Raw genomic sequence first — 19129 nt, forward strand, 5'->3', positions numbered from 1 at the left:
ACCATTATTTAAATAACGGCTAGTTTTTGTGAGATGGCTCACTCGGAGATTATCAACGGGCGCACTAGTCTTCACCCATCGTGTGCTTTTACACGTAATGAAGCTATATATGAGTAATCAGGAGAAATAATGATGACTCTGTCCTCGCCCGTTCGTACCGCTCAAATAAAAATGAGCGTGTTTATTTTTCTCTACTTTTTTACCTGGTCATCAAGCTTTGGTTTATATGCTTTATGGCTCAGTCAGAAAGTCGGATTAGACAGCATAACGATTGGCAGCGTGTTTGCGATCAACGGCTTATTTGCGGTGATTTTAAAACCGGTCTACGGCTACATCATGGATAAAATAGGCATGAGCAAATGGCTGCTCTATTTTGTCTGCGCCACTTCGGCGCTGATGGCACCGTTTTTTGTCACGGTTTATCAGCCTCTGCTGTTAACCCACACTACAATTGGCATCGTGGTCGGCGCGTTCTGGCTGAGCCTCGGCTGGTATGCCGGCGTCGCGGCGGCGGAATCCTATGCCGATCGCTTTAGCCGGCTGTATAACCTGGAGTTTGGCCGGATCCGCATGTGGGGATCTCTCGGCTGGGCGTTGGCCGCCTCGGTGTCGGGAGTGCTGTTTAACATCACCCCGCTGGCTAACTTTCTGCTCAGCAGCGGGACCTCGGTACTGATGCTGCTGGTGTTGATGAGCCTGAAAATTGGCGACGAGCAGTTGCGCCATAACAACGTCATTGCCGACAGCCGCATTGTCTTTGCCGACGTGATTGCGTTGCTGAAAACGCAGAAGTTCTGGATGTTCAGCCTGTATGTAGCCGGTGTGGCGTGGATGATGTTTGTCGCCGAGCAGCAGTTCCCCCGCTACTTCGTCTCCTTTTTCGAGACCAAACAGCAGGGCAACGCGTGGTACGGCTATCTGGGTACCCTGCAGGCGGGCATTGAGTTTCTGATGATGATGTTTATCCCGGCGGTGGTGAATCACTTCGGGGCCAAAAAAGGCCTGCTGTTGTGTGGCCTGGTGGTGGGGATACGCCTGATCGCTTCGGGGCTGACCTCGGACCCGCTGATCATCTCAATTATCAAGCCGCTGTACGGCGTTGAGATCGCGCTGCTGCTGATTTCGGTTTTCAAATACATCGCCGAGCATTTCCATAAAAAAGTGAATGCCACCATGTACCTGCTGGGTTATCAGGCGATGGTTTACGTCGGCTCCGTGGTGGTGGCGCCGCCTGCAGGTTATCTGTACGAGAAAATTGGCTTCGAACAGACCTACCTGATAATGGGCGGCTGCGCCCTGCTGTTTACCCTTATCTCCGCTTTCTCCCTCTCACCGTGTCGGTCTGTACGCGGCGCGACCGGCAGCTTTTCCCCGGAACTGAAACCCTCACCGGTCGAACCGGTAAAACACTAATTTAAGGACACTTTATGACCCGTTCATTAGTCACTGCCCATGCCGTGACCGAGTCACTGCGCCCCATTGAACTGCACCAGGTCGATCGCCTGCTGCTGCGCCGCAAGGTGGATAAGGCGATAGAACGCATCACCCGCAGGCTGGATAAGACAATCGTTGCGATGGGCGATCGCTTCCCGAATGAAGCCTGCGAAGGCGGCAAATGGACGCCGTCCGAAAATACTCAGTGGACCACCAGCTTCTGGACCGGGCAGCTGTGGCTGGCCTGGGAGCTCACCGGTGATGACAAATACCGTCAGGCGGCGGAGCGCTATCTGCCCTCTTTTGCCGAGCGACTGGTGCAGCGCGTTGAAACGGCGACCCACGATCTGGGCTTTCTCTATTCGCTCTCCTGCGTTAACGCCTGGCGTTTAACGGGCAATGAACGCGCCCGCCAGACCGCGCTGCAGGCGGCCGACATCCTGATGGAGCGCTATCACCCGGTGGCCGGCATTATTCAGGCGTGGGGAGACTTAAGCGACCCGGCGCAGCAGGGGCGGATGATCATTGATTGCAATATGAATCTGCCACTTCTGTACTGGGCCAGCCAGCAGACCGGGGATGCCCGCTATGCTCAGGCCGCAGCGGCGCATGCGCAGCAGGCGGCAAAGTATATCGTGCGTCCGGATGCCTCGACCTTTCACACCTTCTACATGGACGTGGTGACCGGCGAGCCGCGCTTTGGCGATACGCATCAGGGGTTCAGCGATACGTCGTGCTGGTCGCGCGGCCAGGCGTGGGCCATCTATGGCTTTGTGCTCAGCTATCTCTACACCGGAGATAAACAGCTGGTCGAACTGACCCGCAGCCTGAGCCACTATTTTATCAATCGCCTGCCGGAAGATGACGTGTGCCACTGGGATTTAGCCCTGCTGGGCACCGACGCGGTACGCGACAGCTCGGCAGCCGCCATCGCCGCCTGCGGCCTGTTCGAGCTGGTCAACGTACTGCCTGCACTGGATGAGCATCGTGCCCATTACGAGGAGATGGCGCTGCGGATGGTGCAGTCGCTGACGGACCATTATCTGGCGGGAGACGATGACGCGTGCGAAGGATTGCTGAAGCATTCGGTTTATCACCTGCCCGCGGGCATTGGGGTGGATGAGTGCTGCAGTTGGGGGGATTACTTCTACCTTGAAGCACTGACGCGGGTACGCCAGGTGTGGGAGCGCTACTGGTAAGGAGGTAATGCGCCAGATGCGGGAGCGTCTGGCGCGTTTAACAGGCAATGACGTAAATAGAAAATGCTTAATACCAAATGAAAACTGAAAATTTGTAATGGCTTATGCAGAAACTATGTTACAGGAATGAATTAACTCTTCCTGTAAAGGTTACCGGCATAATCTATATACTTACCTCACATCTAACCCAAAAATAAGCAACCTGATAAAAACTTCCCCTGTAAGTAAGGGTGCTATAGCCTTTAAATTACCAATGGTGATCTAATAATATTTATTCAGACTATGACATCATCAATCATATAACTCTCATTTATAAACACGCCCTCTGACATCCATTTATTGCCAATCAGCCATTAATCATTATACTGTCTCAATGGTATCTTATAGGGAGATGAGAAAATGGCTATTCCGGGTAATTTGTGGATCTATGATGACGGTGGCGCACTGATTAAAGGCGGCTGCGATATTTCAGGAAGAGAAAACAGCATAGAATTTAAAGGATTTCACCATAACCTATCTATCCCGACTGATAGCCTCACAGGTAAACCAACAGGCCCGCGTCAGCACTCACCGATGATCATTGTCAAAGAGTTCGATTACTCAAGCCCCTATCTGTACAAAGCTGTTTCAACCGGTCAGAATCTGAAATCTGCCGAGATTAAATGGTACAAAATAAACGACGGCGGTCAGGAGGTAGAGTATTTCAATATGCTGCTTGAAGGCGTTCGAATTGTCTCTATATCCCCCACCATGGCAGCGCCTGAGGATAAAAACAATAACCATCTGGAGACGGTTGAATTGCGCTATGAGAAAATCACCTGGAAGCATTGTGATGGAAATATAATATTTAAAGATGCATGGAACGAGCGCCAGACTGCATAGGTGAGTCAATGGACACTATTGAAGAAATTAATGGAACTTATTTCTATCACGGACAATATCAATTATCTCCGGGTGAATTATTTGACGTGATTTTTCTCGAACAATTTTGTGATGAGCTGGGGCTCGGAATTGAATCCGGTGCTGCGATTCTCGCAGGGCAACCCTGGCTAAATACCAGAACGAAACCGGGTGAAGCCCTCAAGGGCACAAGTGTTATTTCCAAATACGGAAGAATGCTATTACGAGATGCACGCGTGCCTTTCGGTATTAGAGTTCTGACCCCTGTTGGCATGAGAATGCAAAAGACCACCAAACTCGCTGCTGTCATTGCCCGTTACGTTCCCTGGTTGGGATGGATAGGTCTGGTAAACTCCATTTATCAAATTTCCAGGAAAACTCAGGCAAAATATAATCTGATTGCCCGTCCCAACGACCGGATACCGTGGACATACTTCTGATGAGTACCCTTCATGACAAGGTATTAGCGCTCTTCCGGGAAGAAATCCCCGGCTACCTTAGCGGAAATGGGGAAGAGGTCCCTCTGGAACTCGATTCAGATCTATTCGATGCACCTGGTGACGATCTGCATGATGCCCTGAACGCGTTTGAGCAAACCTTTAATGTAGACCTGTCGGTTGTCAGGTGGTCTTGTTATTTTCCGTGGCAAAATACCCCTTTGCTGACACGTTGGTTTAAAGCAAAGCGGGAAGATATAGACGCTAAACGCCTACCTTTAACCGTCAGGATGTTTGCTGAATCAGCCGCCGCTGGGAGATGGCTTTTTAACTGATACTGTTTATCCAGGCCCCGGTCATCCCCCCTTCACCATCATTCATTAATCAGTCCTGCTCATCACCGCATTCAGGTTTTAAGAATAATCCCACCCACTTCGCCGACTATGCTTAACGTTTAAAAAAACAGACAGCATCGTTGCACCCCTTCTCGTTCTTTTCCCCTTTTGAATACCGGAGGCCTGGTATGAGCAACCAAGGCGAACATCCTGAAGACCATCGGGGTGATTTCAGTCTGACCCGTCGGACCCTACTCAAAGTGAGTGCGGCCACGGCAGCAACGGTTGCGGTTTATCCGCATTCAGCGCTGGCCGAAGGCGAACCCGCCGTCACGCCTCCGCCGGAAATCCTACCGTTGACCCTGCGCGTAAACGGCAAAAGCCAGCAGCTGGAGGTGGATACCCGTACCACGCTGCTGGATGCACTGCGTGAAAATTTGCATCTGACCGGCACGAAAAAAGGCTGCGACCACGGGCAGTGCGGGGCCTGTACCGTGCTGGTGAATGGCCGCAGGATCAACGCCTGCCTGACGCTGGCGGTAATGCATCAGGATGCCGACATCACCACCATCGAAGGGCTGGGTTCACCTGACAATCTCCATCCGATGCAGGCGGCGTTTATCAAACATGATGGTTTCCAGTGCGGCTACTGTACCTCAGGACAGATCTGCTCTTCGATGGCGGTACTGCAAGAGATCAAGGAGGGCATTCCCAGCCACGTCACGCTCGATCTGGTTTCCCCTCCGGACATGACCGCGGACGAGATCCGCGAGCGCATGAGCGGCAATATCTGCCGCTGTGGCGCATACGCCAATATTCTTGCCGCCATTGAAGACGCCGCCGGGGGGCTAAAATCATGAAAGCCTTTACCTATGAGCGCGTAAAAACCCCGGCCGAGGCCGCCGCCAGCGCCCGGCGCACGCGCGGGGCCAAATTTATCGCCGGGGGCACCAATCTGCTCGACCTGATGAAGCTGGAGATTGAGACCCCGACCCACCTGATCGACGTCAACGGACTGGGCCTGGATAATATTGCCGCCACTGATGGGGGCGGTTTGCGTATCGGGGCGCTGGTGCGTAACACCGATCTGGCGGCTGACGATCGCGTCCGGCGTGACTACGCCGTACTGTCCCGCGCGCTGCTTGCCGGGGCGTCCGGTCAGCTGCGCAACCAGGCCACCACGGCGGGTAATCTTCTGCAGCGTACGCGCTGCCCCTATTTTTACGACACCAACCAGCCCTGCAATAAACGCCTGCCCGGCAGCGGCTGCGCGGCGCTGGAAGGCTTTAGCCGTCAGCATGCGGTCGTTGGGGTGAGCGAAGCCTGCATTGCCACCCATCCGAGCGACATGGCCGTCGCCATGCGGCTGCTGGATGCAGTGGTAGAAACCATCACCCCGGACGGAAAAGAACGCACCCTCCCGGTGGCGGACTTTTATCGCGCCCCGGGGAAAACGCCCCATCTCGAAACCACGCTCACACCGGGCGAACTTATCGTCGCCGTCACCCTGCCGCCACCCGCGGGCGGGAAACATATTTACCGCAAGGTGCGCGATCGCGCCTCCTACGCCTTTGCCCTGGTATCGGTCGCCGCGATTGTCCAGCCGGACGGTAGCGGACGGGTGGCGCTCGGCGGCGTGGCGCATAAGCCGTGGCGAATGACTGAAGCCGATGCACAGCTCCCGCATGGCGCGCAGGCGGTGTATGACGCGCTGTTCGCCAGCGCACACCCGACGCCTGCAAACGCCTTCAAATTAACCCTGGCGAAGCGAACGCTTGCCTCCGTGCTGACAGAAGCGAGGGCTCAGGCATGAAATTTGATAAACCGGCAGGGGAAAACCCCATTGACCAGCTAAAGGTGGTCAGCCAGCCGCACGATCGTATTGACGGTCCGCAAAAAACCACCGGCACGGCGCACTACGCCTACGAGTGGCATGAACAGGCACCCAATGCCGCCTATGGCTATGTCGTCGGTTCGGCAATCGCCAAAGGGCGGATCGCCGCCATCGAAACAGATGCCGCGAAAAACGCGCCGGGTGTATTAACGGTGATCACCGCCAGCAACGTGGGCGCGCTCGGTAAAGGGGATAAAAACACCGCCACGCTGCTGGGCGGCCCAACCATCGAACATTACCATCAGGCCGTGGCGCTGGTGGTTGCCGAGACGTTCGAGCAGGCCCGCGCGGCGGCGTCGCTGGTGCAGGTGACCTATCGCCGCGACACTGGCGCTTACTCACTCTCCGATGCAAAACCGACCGTCAAGGCGCCGCCAGAGGACACGCCCGACAAAAACACCGGGGATTTTGAGGCCGCGTTTTCGGCGGCATCGGTGACGCTAGATGCTACCTATACCACGCCCGATCAAAGCCATATGGCGATGGAACCGCATGCGTCGATGGCCGTCTGGGAAGGTGATAAGGTGACCGTCTGGACCTCGAACCAGATGATCGACTGGTGTCGCTCCGATCTGGCTAAAACCCTGAAGATCGCCCCGGAGAACGTTCGCATTCTGTCGCCCTACATCGGCGGCGGGTTTGGCGGCAAGCTGTTCCTGCGCAGCGACGCTCTGCTGGCGGCGCTGGCGGCCCGCGCGGTCAAGCGCCCGGTGAAAGTGATGCTCCCGCGACCGGCTATCCCCAATAACACCACCCACCGTCCAGCCACCATTCAGCATATCCGCATCGGGACCGACGCGGCGGGGAAAATTACCGCCATCTCCCACGATAGCTGGTCCGGTAATCTGCCTGGCGGCACGCCGGAGACGGCAGTACAACAGACCGAACTGCTTTACGCCGGAGCCAATCGCCATACCGGTCTGCGGCTGGCAACACTCGATCTCCCCGAGGGCAACGCCATGCGCGCCCCCGGTGAAGCGCCGGGCCTGATGGCGCTTGAGATCGCCATTGATGAGCTGGCGGAAAAAGCGGGTATCGATCCGGTTGAGTTTCGCATCCTCAACGATACCCAGGTGGATCCCGCCAACCCGGAGCGTTTTTTCTCCCGCCGTCAGCTTGTTGAGTGTCTGCGAACGGGAGCAGAACAGTTTGGCTGGAAGGATCGTAATCCCACGCCCGGCCAGGTGCAGGATGGGCGCTGGCGAGTGGGGATCGGCGTAGCGGCCGGTTTTCGCAACAACCTGTTAGAAAAATCCGCCGCGCGGGTGCATCTGGATGCCGACGGCAAAGTGACGGTGGAGACGGACATGACCGACATCGGCACCGGGAGCTACACCATCCTCGCCCAGACGGCGGCTGAAATGATGGGCGTACCGCTGGAAAAAGTGGCAGTACATCTGGGGGATTCCAGCTTCCCGGTGTCGGCCGGTTCCGGCGGGCAATGGGGCGCAAACACCTCCACCGCCGGGGTGTACGCCGCCTGCGTCAAGCTGCGTGAAGCGGTTGCCGCGAAGCTGGGTTTTGATCCGAACCAGGCGCAATTCAGTGACGGGAAGATAATCAGCGGTTCACGCAGCGCGAACATTGCCGAGGCTGCCGCCAGCGGCCCGCTGACCGCCGAAGACAGTATCGAGTTTGGCGATCTGGCGAAGCAGTATCAGCAGTCGACGTTTGCCGGACATTTTGTCGAGGTGGGCGTGGACAGCGCGACCGGGGAGGTGCGGGTACGCCGGATGCTGGCGGTGTGCGCCGCCGGGCGCATTTTGAATCCAAAAACCGCCCGCAGCCAGGTGATTGGGGCGATGACCATGGGGCTGGGCGCCGCGCTGATGGAAGAGCTGGCCGTCGATACCCGGCTGGGCTATTTCGTTAATCACGATATGGCAGGGTATGAAGTCCCGGTTCATGCCGACGTTCCCGAGCAGAAGGTGATTTTCCTCGAGGATACCGACCCCATCTCCTCCCCGATGAAAGCCAAAGGGGTGGGTGAACTCGGCTTATGCGGGGTGGGTGCCGCCATCGCCAATGCAGTCTATAACGCAACGGGGGTGAGAGTCCGGGACTATCCCATTACCCTGGATAAGCTACTCAGCGCCCTGCCGGACGTGGTGTAAGGAGGAACGATGCCCCACTCTCTTACTGGCCTGGCGGACGAGCGCCTGTGTACCCCGCAACCGGCGTTTCTGACGGACGACAGCAGCGAAATACTGCGCTTCGCGGTCGAGGCGTTGATGTCCGGCAAAGACGCTGCGCTGGTGACGCTGGTTGCCATTCGCGGCGGCGCGGCGCGATCGCTGGGTGCGCAGATGGTGGTGCGCGACGACGGTCAGTATTGCGGCTTCGTCTCCGGGGGCTGCGTTGAAGCGGCAGCGGCGTTTGAAGCGCTGGAGGCGATCGCCTCCGGGCGGGATCGCGAGGTGCGATACGGGCAGGGATCGCCGTGGTTCGACATTGTCCTTCCCTGCGGGGGCGGGATTACGCTGACCATTCATAAGCTGCGCTCGGCGCAGCCGCTGCTGGCGGTCCTTAATCGTCTGGAGCAGCGCCAGCCGGCTGGCCTGCGCTACGTCCCGCGTACGCAACGGCTCTCCTGTCTGCCTGCGTTAACCCGCACCGGCTGGCATGACGGCGGGATCGAGATTGGCTATCACCCGGGCGTGCAGCTGATGATCCACGGACGATCGCTTGAAGCCCAGGCCACGGCTGAGCTGGCTGCAGCGGCAGGCTATGACATTGTGGCCCCCGACCCTTTTTCTGCGCACAGCGCTGTCGCGATTGATGCGGACACGGCGGTGATCCTGCTGTGGCACGATCTGGATCGCGAGCTGCCCGTTCTGCAGGCCGTGCGCGACGCTCGTCCGTTTTACATCGGGGCGCTGGGCAGCCAGCGGACGCATGGCCTGCGCAGGCAAAAACTGCGCGATCTCGGCTGGCATGAGGAAGAGATAGACCGCATCAGAGCGCCAATCGGCATCTTCCCTAAAGCCCGGGATGCGCGCAGCCTGGCGCTGTCGATTCTGGCGGATGTGGCGGCGGCACGGCTGCGTCAGGGAGAGGGATAATGGCCTCGCCGGTGGTGATTATTCTTGCTGCCGGACGCGGAGAACGGTTTCTTGCGTCCGGCGGCATGAGCCATAAACTTGATGCGCTGCTGGGCAATAAGTCCATCGTCGCCCACGTTATTCAGGCGGTAACCGACGCCGGACTGACGTGGCATCTCGTGCGACCAGCAGGGGGAACCGCCGGAATGGGAACCTCCATTGCCCTTGGCGTGAGCGCCACGGAGCAGGCGTCAGGATGGCTGATTCTGCCCGCCGATCTGCCTTTTGTGCAGCCGACATCATTGCAGCAGGTTGCTGCAAAGTTGCAGGACAACGCGATTGTAGTTCCCCACTACCATCAGCAACACGGCCATCCGGTGGGATTTCGCCGCGACTGTCTGCCTGAGCTGCTGTCGCTTAACGGGGATAGCGGCGCAAAAGCCCTGGTGCAGCACGCACGTCAGCACAATCGCGTGTACGATCTTATGCTCAACGATGAGGGCATCCTGTATGACATTGATACCCTGAGCGATCTCCACGCGGCACAACGACGAAAGAAAAGGACGAATAATCCCTGATTGCCATCTGAATCTGCCGCTCAAGCACGGTCGGGATTTTTGCAGTATTCCGCGCGTTAAATGCGCTGCTACATAAACAGAAAATACCCGCCAGCAAGAATTAACCATGGGCCAAAAGCGATCGGCTGATTCAGCGCCTTGCGGTGAAACAGGCGCAGCCCTGTCGCCCCGAGCAGCCCACCACAGGCGGCCATCGTCACCAGCTGCGGCAGGATCGCCCAACCGAACCAGGCACCAAATGCTGCCAGCAGCTTAGCATCGCCGCCCCCCAGCGCCTCTTTTCCCGTCAGCAATTTAAACGTCGCTGCCAGCAGCGTAAATGACAGATAGCCCGTGGCGGCGCCCATCACTGCATCCGGTAATGCGACATAGACGTTGCCGATATTCACCCCCAGACCAATCCAGATTAACGGTAGCGTCAGGACATCAGGTAATAACAGGGTCTGGGCATCGATCACCGCGAGCGTCAACAGCAGACACAGAAACACTAAACCTGCTGCGAGCGTGAGGCCCGGCGGCCAGATCGTGGCGGCGATAACAAAGAGTAAACCGCAGGCCAGCTCCACCAGCGGGTACTGCAGCGGGATCGGCTGCTGGCAGCAGCGGCTGTTTCCCCGCAGCCAGCACCAGCTGAGTACCGGTACAAGATCGCGGCGCAGCAGAGGCTGCTGGCATGATGCGCATGCCGAGCGCGGCCAACATAAATTGTAGGTGATCCGCGCGGGCGGCGGCCTGTTCAGGGTCTGATATGCCTCGTCCTGCCATTGGGCGATCAGGATCTGTGGCAAACGATAAATAACGACATTGAGAAAGCTGCCGATCAGTAACCCCAACGTGCCTAGCATGACTATCCAGAGCGTGGGAACGTTATACGCGATATCGGTTAAGGACATGATGCTCACCAGTCCGACAGCGCAGTCACGCGAAAAGTCTGTCCCTCAAAGGAAAAAATAGCGCTGTCGGGCTCAATGGTGACCAGCGAAATCCCGCCACCAATAGCGGCACCTTCCGCGTAGTCATTGCCGTTGAGATTAATGACGCTTTTTCCCGGTTCACTCGAGTAAATATGTGCTTCGTATTTGACGCCAGGCATGCGGCGGCGCACCTCGTCGGGAAGCTGTTGCGGATCAGGATACGCGTCATCCGGGACGCCAGGGGCGGCCTCGGGCTCATCCACGGCAATACTCTCTTCCTCCTCGACGGGTAATGGCTGCACGCTAAACGACAGCTGCGGGCGGAGATTGCGCCACGGCTGTTGGGTCGAGTGCGGAACGTCCACCTTTTTAACGATCGGGGCGTTATGCAGGCTATGCCAGCCATAGCAGACGGCGGCACCTGCCATCGTCGCCATAACTAATGCGCTGCCGCCGCTCAACGCCAGCAGCATTCTGGCTGAGAGTCGTGAGCGTGGCCTTAAGGGAAGTGACAGAGAGAGACTCATTGTTTTACCTGCTGGCTTTCGTGGGTGGCTGGATATTCCCGGGCAGGAATGATGCCATCCAGGGTCGGGAGATTCTGGTCAGGCTGATTACTCAGACGCATCAGCGTTTGTTCACCGGCGATGCCATCGGTCGGTAGGTGCTGCTGGGCCTGAAACGCCGCAATAGCCCCCTGCACCTTCGCCGCCTTTTCCGGCACCGGCATTTTTAACGCCGAGCTCAGGCGCTGGGCTATCCACTGTATGTCCTGCGATGGGCTGCGAGAGGTGATGCGTAACGCGCCGCTGTCAGGCAGGCGCCAGATCAAGGTGGCATCTTTTTGCAGGCGCGGCGTCAGCCAGTCGAGCGAGACTTCCCACTCCTGATGAGCAAAAAACAGTGACGCCTTGCCGTTCGCCACATGGCTGAGTACCGCAAACCAACTCCCGGCAGTTTTGTCCTTTAACTGCACGACGGCAGGATAATTAAGGGCAACAATCTGGTTGAGATCGCCAAATGAGCGATAGCATTTCAACCCGGCGGATAAGACCGCCTCGCAGAGCGGCGCTTCCCCGGCGTTCTCATAGCCCCAGACGCTCAGCAGCAGCGAGAAGGCATCCTGCTGGTTACGCGCATTGTTCACCGCAGCGTCAAACTGCTGCTGCAGGCGTTTGTCGGGCGCAATCCAGACCGGGATGTTGACGGTTTTTATTTCCGGCTGCGGTAGCCATCCCCACTGCTGCCAGCCAAAGCCACCGCCGATAGCCAGCATGACGCAGGCCAGGGCAAAGATGATGATGGCCGACAATCCGCCGGTATCGACTCGCCCACACACTTTATGTGCAGCCATCCCTGCATGGGAGGCGCTGATCTTCCAGCGCCGATCCCGCGCGGCCTCCACCAGCATAGATTCACAAAGCTGGTTGACGATCCGCGGGATCCCGCGACTGACCCGGGCGATCACCTCAATGGCCTTGCGGCTAAAGAGGGGATGCAGGCAGCCTGCCTGTTGCAGCCTGAAACGCACCGCCGCGTCAATGTCCTCGGCAGATAAGGGATTAAGAAAATAGCCTGCGGTGATGCGCTGCCTGAGCTGGAGAAGACCCGGAGCACGCAGTCTGTCTTCGAGCTCGGGTTGGCCCAGCAGGATAATCGATAGCAGTTTCCGCTTATCCGTTTCGATATTGGTCAATGCGCACAGGGCCTCAAGCTGAGAGACCGTCAGATGCTGTGCTTCATCAATAAGCAGCACCGCCTGTTTCTGCTCGCAGGCTGTCTGGCGTAAAAAGGGCTCCAGCAGCGTATTATCCGGCAGATGAAAGGCCCGACATACCTGCTCCAGCAACGAGGGATGGTCGGTTAAAGGGGCAATCATATACGCCGTTTCTGTCTCTACGCCCGCATGCAGGCAGATATGACGGCCAAGGGTTGTTTTACCGGTGCCCGGCGCTCCCACCAGCGTCATCACGCCACCTGAGGCAATCGTCCGGTGCATCTGCTGTAAGGCTTCACGATGCACCGGACTCAGATACAGGTAGTGGGGATCGGGCGAAAGCGTAAACGGAGCGGCGTTAAGGGCGAAAAAGTCTTGATACATAGTCAGTGTTCCTGTTGCTGGCGATTACCAACGCCCGGAGGTGTCGAGTGTGAACGTGCCGTTTGCCTGCTGGCGGGCGCTTTGGGTCAGCAGCAGCATGAGTGCCGGCGGGAAATCAGCGCCGGGTGCGACCTCACTTTTCCCGCGGTATTCCCGGCTTCCTGACAGCGTGAACTGCCCCGTGCTGCTGACCTGCTCTGAGCGCTGGGTGAAATCTGTCCGCCACTGCCGGTTGCGACAGCCGAGCCGCAGCCGGGTATCACCGGTGGTTAACGCCCCGGCGATACTCACCACCCGACCTGCCTTCCAGTAGAGATCACCCTGAGCGGCGATACACCCCTCAGGCGTAAAACGCAGCTGCGCCAGTCGGGCGTCGATATCACCGCTCAGCTCGGCTGTAAGGCCCAGCGGCTCGGGCAACACCCTGGCCGGGAGATGCAGTCGGGCGTGACGAATATTCCACTCGCCGTTCCAGCCAAGCGTTCCGCGTCCGTCCAGACCCTGCGGGTCGGCCAGCTCAACCTGCGCCGCGATTTCGCCTGTCAACAGGGCGCTGCCTTGCCATGCCCAGTGAACGGGGCCGATCTGCAGCGTCTTCCAGCGGATCGTCTGCACCTGCCCCTCCCAGAGCGTACCGCTGATCCCCTGCAGCTGGAGCGAGGCAGGCATAGGCAAGCCGCCGACAGCAACGCGGGCGGGCAGTGCGATCAGCAACGTGAACAGATAACTCAGCAGCACGAGCAGGATCATCTTCCAGGCTTTCATCACGGCTGGCCCCTGCTTAGTGCTAAGCGTGTCACCTCGACATTCCCTTGCCCTTTATCGTTCAGCTCGACCTGCCGGGCGACAATGCCGTAGTGATAGTCCAGGGTCTGTAGCCAGTCGATCAGACTGGCAAAATGCACTGCTGTCCCGAAACGGAGTTCCAGCCCTTTCCCTTGCTTCACCAGCGTCAACGCAGGCAGATGAGCCTCTTTGCGCGTTTGCGTGATGAGGGCGCTGAGATCTGCATCAGGCGCAGAGACAGCCGATTTTTGCGCGGTCTGCCCTTTCATCTGCTGAAGCTGCTGTGCCATTTGCGCCACGCGCGGCAACTGGTCGGGGGTGACTTTCCGCGCGAGAGCCTGGGTATTGTTCGACAGCGTCACGCCACCCGCGCGCGTTTGCAGCGTCAACGTGGGGGGCAGCCGCGCTGCTATTGCATTCATGGCGAGGGGCGTGATACCCGAAAGCTGTGCGTTTAGCGCCTGCGTCGAAGTATCAAACTGCAGCGCCTGCACCACCACGCCAGCCGGAAGGAGCACATCCAACCCCAGTACAAGTGGGAGAAAACCGCTGCGGGCGCGGGCCATTCGGGTGTTAAATTCGCGCCACGGATCGCCCGCAGGCGGGCTACCCGGAAACGCTTTCTGGTACAGCGCCTGCATCTGCGCAGCAAGCTGAGATTCATCCCGGTACTGTTGATACTTTTCCAGCCCCCAGCCTATGAGGACCAGCATCAGCATCAGGGCCAGCAGCGTGCCCGGCACCCGCCATATGCCAGGGATTCGCGGGTATTGTCTCTGCGGCTGCCAGCCACCCTGCAGCAGGCTGACCGCTGGCAGATGTGCCACGCTAAGGGGCAACTCGCCGCCGCAGGTTTGCCAGCCAGCCTCGCGCCCGGGGGGCAATGCCGCCAGCAGCGACGCTTCCAGCACCATTCCTTGCCAGCGGGACTCGCGGATCAGATGCTGGTCGCCCAGCAGCCAGCGACACCCGCCCTCCACCAGCGGCAGGGCAAAGACGTCCGGGAGCATTTTCTCCACGCGCAGCCCCGCCAAATCCAGCCAGGATCGCCACGTCTGCATCAGCGTATTGTCCACAGCCGCCAGATGAACCTTGGGCAATTCGCACGCCAGCACGGCGACATGCAGTTTTTCCGGCTCGTCCACCACTTCGTCTTCCAGTAAAAAAGGCAGGGCTTTTTGCGTTTTGCGATTCAGTCGCCCCGGAAGATACACGGCCCGCAGCACCACATCGCAGGTCGGCACCAGCGCGATCGCCGGGCTATCTTTGGCATGATGTTGCAGGCTCGCAAGGCTTGCCGCATCCGGCACCTGTCCTGATGCCTGCAGTCGGCGATCGGCTGAGAACAGCCACCAGTGCATCGCCTGCTGGGCATGGCTTGCCAGCCGAATAACTAATTGTTCACGCATGGCTATCCTCCAGCCTTAGGGTGACGCACGATAACCTTGCGATCGCTGGTGCGATAAAAATGGCGGGTCATTCGGGCATGGGCCTGATTTTCAACGCTGAAGGTGGCGACAAAATAGTCACTTTTCACCGTCAGCGAACGGGTGATTTCCGTGCTGTCAGGACGCTCATTTTCCCCTGCGACCTGTGCTAAAAACGCCTCCACGCTTGTCCAGCCCTCTGCGGGGCGGTGCTTAATCAGATCCTCAGCGGCCTGCAGCGAAAGCGATCCGGTAAATAACGCAGAGAGCAGCAGAGCCTGAGAGTCCTGAAGCGTATTAATATTCACCGCCAGATCGCGCTCGGGCAGAACGCAAAGATAGGGGCGCAACGCCTGGTACACCCGCGCGTCGACCCCTTTTACGGCGCGTAACTCACTGAGATCCTGCATCGGCTGATTTGCCGGTAAATAGGGTGGGTTGAGCGCCATATACTCGTTATCCTCGGCACCAAGCAGCTGCGGATCCCGGTTACTGTCCAGCCAATCCTCAAGGTTTGCTGCCAGCTGACGCGCACGCAGGTCTTCGACCTCGAGCCCCTGTAAGAGGGCGATAAAGACGCTCTCCCGGTAGCGCGACAGGGTATCCGGCTGGCGTTCATCATGGTTTTGCAGACTGTTGAGATTAAAGCAGGCCTGCTCGTCGCGTATCTCCGCCTGCAGAGCCACCTCATTAATCGGCCAGACGTTACGCTGGGTGGCCCAGTACTGCGCCAGAGAGGTGACGTGCGGGCTGTCCAGAAGATCCTGATACAGCACGCGCGCAACAAAGGCCTCCCCCCCCAGCATGAGCTCTCGCAGTTGAACCTGCTGCAGCAGCGTATGGCTGCGCTGCCACATTTGTCGATAGCGCCCCATCATCTGGGAGGCGAGCAGCGTCATGGCGGCGAGTAACAGCAGGACCACCAGCAACGCCACGCCGCGCTGTTGTTTCATCATCAACGCCCCTCCTCGGCCAGCCAAAAGCGCCGCGTCACCGTGCCGTAGTCTGACAACGCCAGCGTCACTTCAACGGCCTGTGGTATTTGACCAGGCGTCGCCCAGCGCGAGGACCAGCGCCCGTCGCGGTAATAGCGTAAACGGAACTGGCGCACGGCCGTGAGGATCACCCGTTGGCGGGGTTGGGCGCCCGGCAAACTGTCCGGATAAAGCCAGCTAAGCCGCTCCAGCCCGGTGCCCTTCAGACGCCAGCCCAGACGCTGAAACTCGCTGCGGCGCAGGCGAGCATCGGGGTTTATCCAGCCGCTGCGGGTGAAGGTCACGCCATCTTCCCGGCTGGCCAACACACCGTCCGCACCAACAAACAGGGTATTTTTTGCCTCTCCGCTCTCGCGCACGGTGCGGGGTGCCATATGGATAAAATCGTTTTCCAGCTGCTGCATCGCAAAGCTGAGTTCGCTCAGGCGGGCTATTTTCGCCTTCATCACGCTGTTATTGCGCAATACCCCCTGAAAAACGGCCTGCGCCGCCAGACTGAGCAGGGCAAAAATCACCAGCGCCACCAGCACTTCCAGCAGCGTAAAGCCGCGCTGCACCGACTTCATGGTTGATGGAAAAAGTAGCTGCGCAGATGAATACGCGGATCAGCCTGCGGTGCCGTTCTCACCTGGATTTCTGCGGCCCGCAGCAGCGGATCGCGGGTGGCTTCCCCCTGCCGCTGCCAGTACCAGGTGCGCCCGGCGAGTGATTGCTGTCCGGACTGGCGTTCAAGCGACGGCCACCCGCCCGTCAGCCGAAGTTCCACCATCTGATTTTCAGCCACCCAGCTGGCGAACAGGCTCTCCTCCATCGATTGCAGCGCCCTCACCTGGCTGCCCAGACTGTTCATCAGCGCCAGGCTCGCACCGGCAAAAATCACCAGTGCGACCATCACTTCCAGTAACGTCATCCCCCGCTGCTTCATGGCACAATATCCAGCAGGGTGATGTCACCCTCGTCCGTAACACTAAGTGTCGCCGCAGGCTGCTGGTGGACAAACGCGGTGAGGGTAAAGGCGGTCACTTCGCCGCCGGGAAAGAGCAGCAGCTGAGGGGGGTCGTCACCCTCGCCCGACGCTGCCTCGTCCAGCAGCAGATCCTTCTGCGTCAGCTTGAGGGTGATGGCATCGGTGAAGGCCGTCTCAGCGGCAGGCGGCGTCTGCCAGCCTGACGCCGCCTGCCGCCTGAACTGATAGCCGTGAGTCTGGATAAACAGGCCGATCAATGTTCCCTGGGCCATCGCCTCACTCCGCTGTAGTGCAAAGGTATCCGCCAGCCGGGCTAACTGCTCCCGACCCTGCTGCAGGGATGAAGCGCCGGGTAACGCCATCACCACGACGCTTGCAGTGATGCCGACGAGCGCCACCGACACCATCACCTCGATGAGGGTGAAACCTGCGTTAAGCCTGAGTGCCTTCATGATCCCTGGTGCCCTTCCAGATCCCAGTTGCCAATGTCGTCATCGTTTCCGCCCTGCCCGTCCGGTCCAGGGGAGAAAATATCCACGGAACCGTGTTCACCGGGGGAGACCAGTTGATAGGCGTTTTGCCACGGATCGGCGGGCAGACGTTTGATGTAGCCGTCCTGCTTGTAGTTTTTCGGCTCCGGAGCCACCTCAGGTTTGCTGAGGAGCGCCTCTAAACCTTGTTCGGTAGTGGGATAGCGGCTGTTGTCGAGGCTGTACATATCCAGCGCATTTTCGAGCGCCACGATATCGGTCACCGCTTTCTGGCGATCGGCCTGTTTTTTGTTACCCATCAGATTCGGCACCACGATACTGGCCAGAATCCCCAAAATGACAATCACAACCATAATTTCCAGCAGGGTGAAGCCCCGCTGCTGTGTCTTATGCATAACTGCTCCTTTTCAATGACTTATCATGTTGTTTAGCTGAAGAATGGGCTGGAGAATGGCGAGCACGATAAACAGCACGACGCTGGCCATACTGACCACCAGAAGCGGTTCGAAAAGGCTTAAGGCGAAGGTCATCTCCTGCTGGAGGGCGGTATCCTGGTTATCCGCAGCGCGGGACAACATGATGTCCAGCGTGCCGCTGCGTTCCCCTGACGCAATCATGTGCAACATCATCGGCGGAAAAAGCTGTGTCTGGGCCAACGCGACACGCAGGGTGCTGCCCTCCCGCACCTGCTGCTGGGCCAGCGTAAGCCGCTGGCGGGCCTCTGCGTTTTGCAGCACGTCACCGCTGATGTGCATGGCCTCCAGCAACGGAACGGTGCTGGCATTGAGGATGCTCAAGGTGCTGGCAAAACGGGCGGTGTTGATGGCACGGCTCAACCTCCCGCACACCGGCAGGCGCAGCAGCAGGCGATGGTAGCGCAGACGGTTTGTCGGCTTTTTAACCCACTGCCGCCAGCCAAACCCGGCAGCAACACACAGCGCGAGCAAACCGAGGCCGTAGCGCTGCAGCAGTGCGCTACAACCCATCAGCAGCCGGGTGCTGAGGGGTAACGTTTGTTTCATGTGCATGAACTGCTCCACCACGTTTGGCACCACGGTGACCAGTAAGATGGCGATAACACCGACCGCCACGATGGTGAGTACGCAGGGATAGACCATCGCTTGACGGAGTTTGGTGTGCATCTGCTGGCGTTGTTCGGTGTAGTGGGCAAGCCGCATCAGGACGTCATCCAGATGGGAGGACTTTTCCCCTGCTGCCACCATCGAGCAGTACAGCGCATCAAAGGCTGCTGGGCTTTCCGCAAGACTTTTTGCCAGCGTCTGCCCTTTTAGAACACCGCTGCGCACCCCAGCGATCACCGCCCGGACCCGGGCCTTTTCCGTCTGCTGCGAGACCACGTTAAGCGCCTCTTCCAGGGGAATGGACGATGCTAAAAGCGTGGCCAGTTGGCGGGTAAAAAGCGTTAATTCACTGCTGCGCATGCCGGGCGATCGTCTGCGTTCCAGGGAGAATGCGGTTCGCGCTGAAGGGCTCACTTCACTGAGCGTGACGGGGAGCAGCTGCTTCTCACGCAGCTGTTGCCGGGCATGACGCAGGGAATCAGCCTCAAGCCGCCCCTGTTTTGCTTTGCCGTTACTGTCCAGCGCCTGCCATCGAAAATCTGCCATGG

General features: G+C 58.5%; 21 protein-coding genes. 10 read left to right on the forward strand and 11 right to left on the reverse strand.

Annotated features, from left to right (window positions below; translation table 11 throughout):
• Positions 1–132: 132 nt before the first annotated feature.
• The 10 genes from ACRDD5_RS08490 to ACRDD5_RS08535 all read left to right on the forward strand — a co-directional run bounded on the left by ACRDD5_RS08490 (position 133) and on the right by ACRDD5_RS08535 (position 9818).
• A complete protein-coding gene (locus tag ACRDD5_RS08490; protein WP_438676545.1) occupies positions 133–1413 on the forward strand; it encodes an oligosaccharide MFS transporter in 1281 nt (426 codons plus the stop codon).
• A 14-nt stretch (positions 1414–1427) separates the two neighbouring features.
• On the forward strand, positions 1428–2633 hold the full coding sequence (locus ACRDD5_RS08495; RefSeq protein WP_438676475.1) for a glycoside hydrolase family 88 protein: 1206 nt from the start codon (positions 1428–1430) through the stop codon (positions 2631–2633).
• A 399-nt stretch (positions 2634–3032) separates the two neighbouring features.
• Positions 3033–3515: an Hcp family type VI secretion system effector gene (locus tag ACRDD5_RS08500; RefSeq protein WP_271280820.1), complete on the forward strand. Its 483-nt coding sequence runs from the start codon at positions 3033–3035 to the stop codon at positions 3513–3515.
• Positions 3516–3523: 8 nt separating this feature from the next.
• Positions 3524–3973, forward strand: coding sequence for an STM2901 family protein (locus ACRDD5_RS08505; RefSeq protein ID WP_438676476.1), 450 nt, complete (start codon positions 3524–3526; stop codon positions 3971–3973).
• Positions 3973–4305 (forward strand): DUF1493 family protein, encoded by a 333-nt coding sequence (locus ACRDD5_RS08510; RefSeq protein ID WP_438676477.1) that lies wholly within the window; start codon positions 3973–3975, stop codon positions 4303–4305. The genes ACRDD5_RS08505 and ACRDD5_RS08510 overlap by 1 nt, the downstream gene beginning before the upstream one ends.
• Positions 4306–4493: 188 nt before the next feature.
• Entirely contained in the window at positions 4494–5165 is a 672-nt protein-coding gene (gene paoA, locus ACRDD5_RS08515; protein WP_438676478.1) for an aldehyde dehydrogenase iron-sulfur subunit PaoA, read from the forward strand.
• Positions 5162–6118, forward strand: a complete 957-nt coding sequence (locus tag ACRDD5_RS08520; RefSeq protein ID WP_438676479.1) for an FAD binding domain-containing protein — start codon at positions 5162–5164, stop codon at positions 6116–6118. The genes paoA and ACRDD5_RS08520 overlap by 4 nt, the downstream gene beginning before the upstream one ends.
• Complete coding sequence (paoC, locus tag ACRDD5_RS08525) at positions 6115–8313, forward strand: aldehyde oxidoreductase molybdenum-binding subunit PaoC (protein WP_438676480.1); 2199 nt, start codon at positions 6115–6117, stop codon at positions 8311–8313. Before ACRDD5_RS08520 ends, paoC begins: the two co-directional genes overlap by 4 nt.
• A 9-nt stretch (positions 8314–8322) precedes the next feature.
• The gene (locus ACRDD5_RS08530) at positions 8323–9261 is read left to right on the forward strand and encodes an XdhC family protein (RefSeq protein WP_438676481.1); all 939 of its coding nucleotides are present in this window, start codon (positions 8323–8325) and stop codon (positions 9259–9261) included.
• Positions 9261–9818, forward strand: coding sequence for a nucleotidyltransferase family protein (locus ACRDD5_RS08535; RefSeq protein ID WP_438676482.1), 558 nt, complete (start codon positions 9261–9263; stop codon positions 9816–9818). The genes ACRDD5_RS08530 and ACRDD5_RS08535 overlap by 1 nt, the downstream gene beginning before the upstream one ends.
• A 68-nt stretch (positions 9819–9886) precedes the next feature.
• On the opposite strand, the gene ACRDD5_RS08540 is transcribed toward ACRDD5_RS08535, so the two are convergent.
• From ACRDD5_RS08540 to gspF, 11 genes are read right to left on the reverse strand one after another with little or no spacing between them, the layout of a single operon-like run.
• Complete coding sequence (locus ACRDD5_RS08540) at positions 9887–10714, reverse strand: prepilin peptidase (RefSeq protein ID WP_438676546.1); 828 nt, start codon at positions 10712–10714, stop codon at positions 9887–9889.
• A 2-nt stretch (positions 10715–10716) separates the two neighbouring features.
• A complete protein-coding gene (locus tag ACRDD5_RS08545) occupies positions 10717–11259 on the reverse strand; it encodes a general secretion pathway protein GspB (RefSeq protein WP_438676483.1) in 543 nt (180 codons plus the stop codon).
• Positions 11256–12833 carry an ExeA family protein gene (locus tag ACRDD5_RS08550; protein ID WP_438676484.1) on the reverse strand — a complete coding sequence of 526 codons (1578 nt, stop codon included), beginning with the start codon at positions 12831–12833 and terminating at the stop codon, positions 11256–11258. Before ACRDD5_RS08550 ends, ACRDD5_RS08545 begins: the two co-directional genes overlap by 4 nt.
• A gap of 24 nt (positions 12834–12857) precedes the next feature.
• Complete coding sequence (locus tag ACRDD5_RS08555) at positions 12858–13598, reverse strand: type II secretion system protein N (protein WP_438676547.1); 741 nt, start codon at positions 13596–13598, stop codon at positions 12858–12860.
• Complete coding sequence (gene gspL / locus ACRDD5_RS08560; RefSeq protein ID WP_438676485.1) at positions 13598–15028, reverse strand: type II secretion system protein GspL; 1431 nt, start codon at positions 15026–15028, stop codon at positions 13598–13600. Before gspL ends, ACRDD5_RS08555 begins: the two co-directional genes overlap by 1 nt.
• A 2-nt stretch (positions 15029–15030) precedes the next feature.
• Positions 15031–16002, reverse strand: coding sequence for a type II secretion system minor pseudopilin GspK (gspK, locus tag ACRDD5_RS08565; RefSeq protein WP_438676486.1), 972 nt, complete (start codon positions 16000–16002; stop codon positions 15031–15033).
• Complete coding sequence (gene gspJ / locus ACRDD5_RS08570) at positions 16002–16607, reverse strand: type II secretion system minor pseudopilin GspJ (RefSeq protein WP_438676487.1); 606 nt, start codon at positions 16605–16607, stop codon at positions 16002–16004. Before gspJ ends, gspK begins: the two co-directional genes overlap by 1 nt.
• On the reverse strand, positions 16604–16966 hold the full coding sequence (gene gspI, locus ACRDD5_RS08575; protein ID WP_438676488.1) for a type II secretion system minor pseudopilin GspI: 363 nt from the start codon (positions 16964–16966) through the stop codon (positions 16604–16606). The genes gspJ and gspI overlap by 4 nt, the downstream gene beginning before the upstream one ends.
• On the reverse strand, positions 16963–17460 hold the full coding sequence (gene gspH, locus ACRDD5_RS08580) for a type II secretion system minor pseudopilin GspH (RefSeq protein WP_438676489.1): 498 nt from the start codon (positions 17458–17460) through the stop codon (positions 16963–16965). The genes gspI and gspH overlap by 4 nt, the downstream gene beginning before the upstream one ends.
• Positions 17457–17894, reverse strand: a complete 438-nt coding sequence (gene gspG / locus ACRDD5_RS08585) for a type II secretion system major pseudopilin GspG (RefSeq protein WP_438676490.1) — start codon at positions 17892–17894, stop codon at positions 17457–17459. Before gspG ends, gspH begins: the two co-directional genes overlap by 4 nt.
• A gap of 12 nt (positions 17895–17906) precedes the next feature.
• Positions 17907–19127 carry a type II secretion system inner membrane protein GspF gene (gene gspF / locus ACRDD5_RS08590; protein WP_438676491.1) on the reverse strand — a complete coding sequence of 407 codons (1221 nt, stop codon included), beginning with the start codon at positions 19125–19127 and terminating at the stop codon, positions 17907–17909.
• Positions 19128–19129 lie beyond the last annotated feature (2 nt).

It is taken from the genome of Silvania sp., from assembly GCF_051656365.1.
Lineage (GTDB): Bacteria > Pseudomonadota > Gammaproteobacteria > Enterobacterales > Enterobacteriaceae > Enterobacter > Enterobacter hatchlandensis.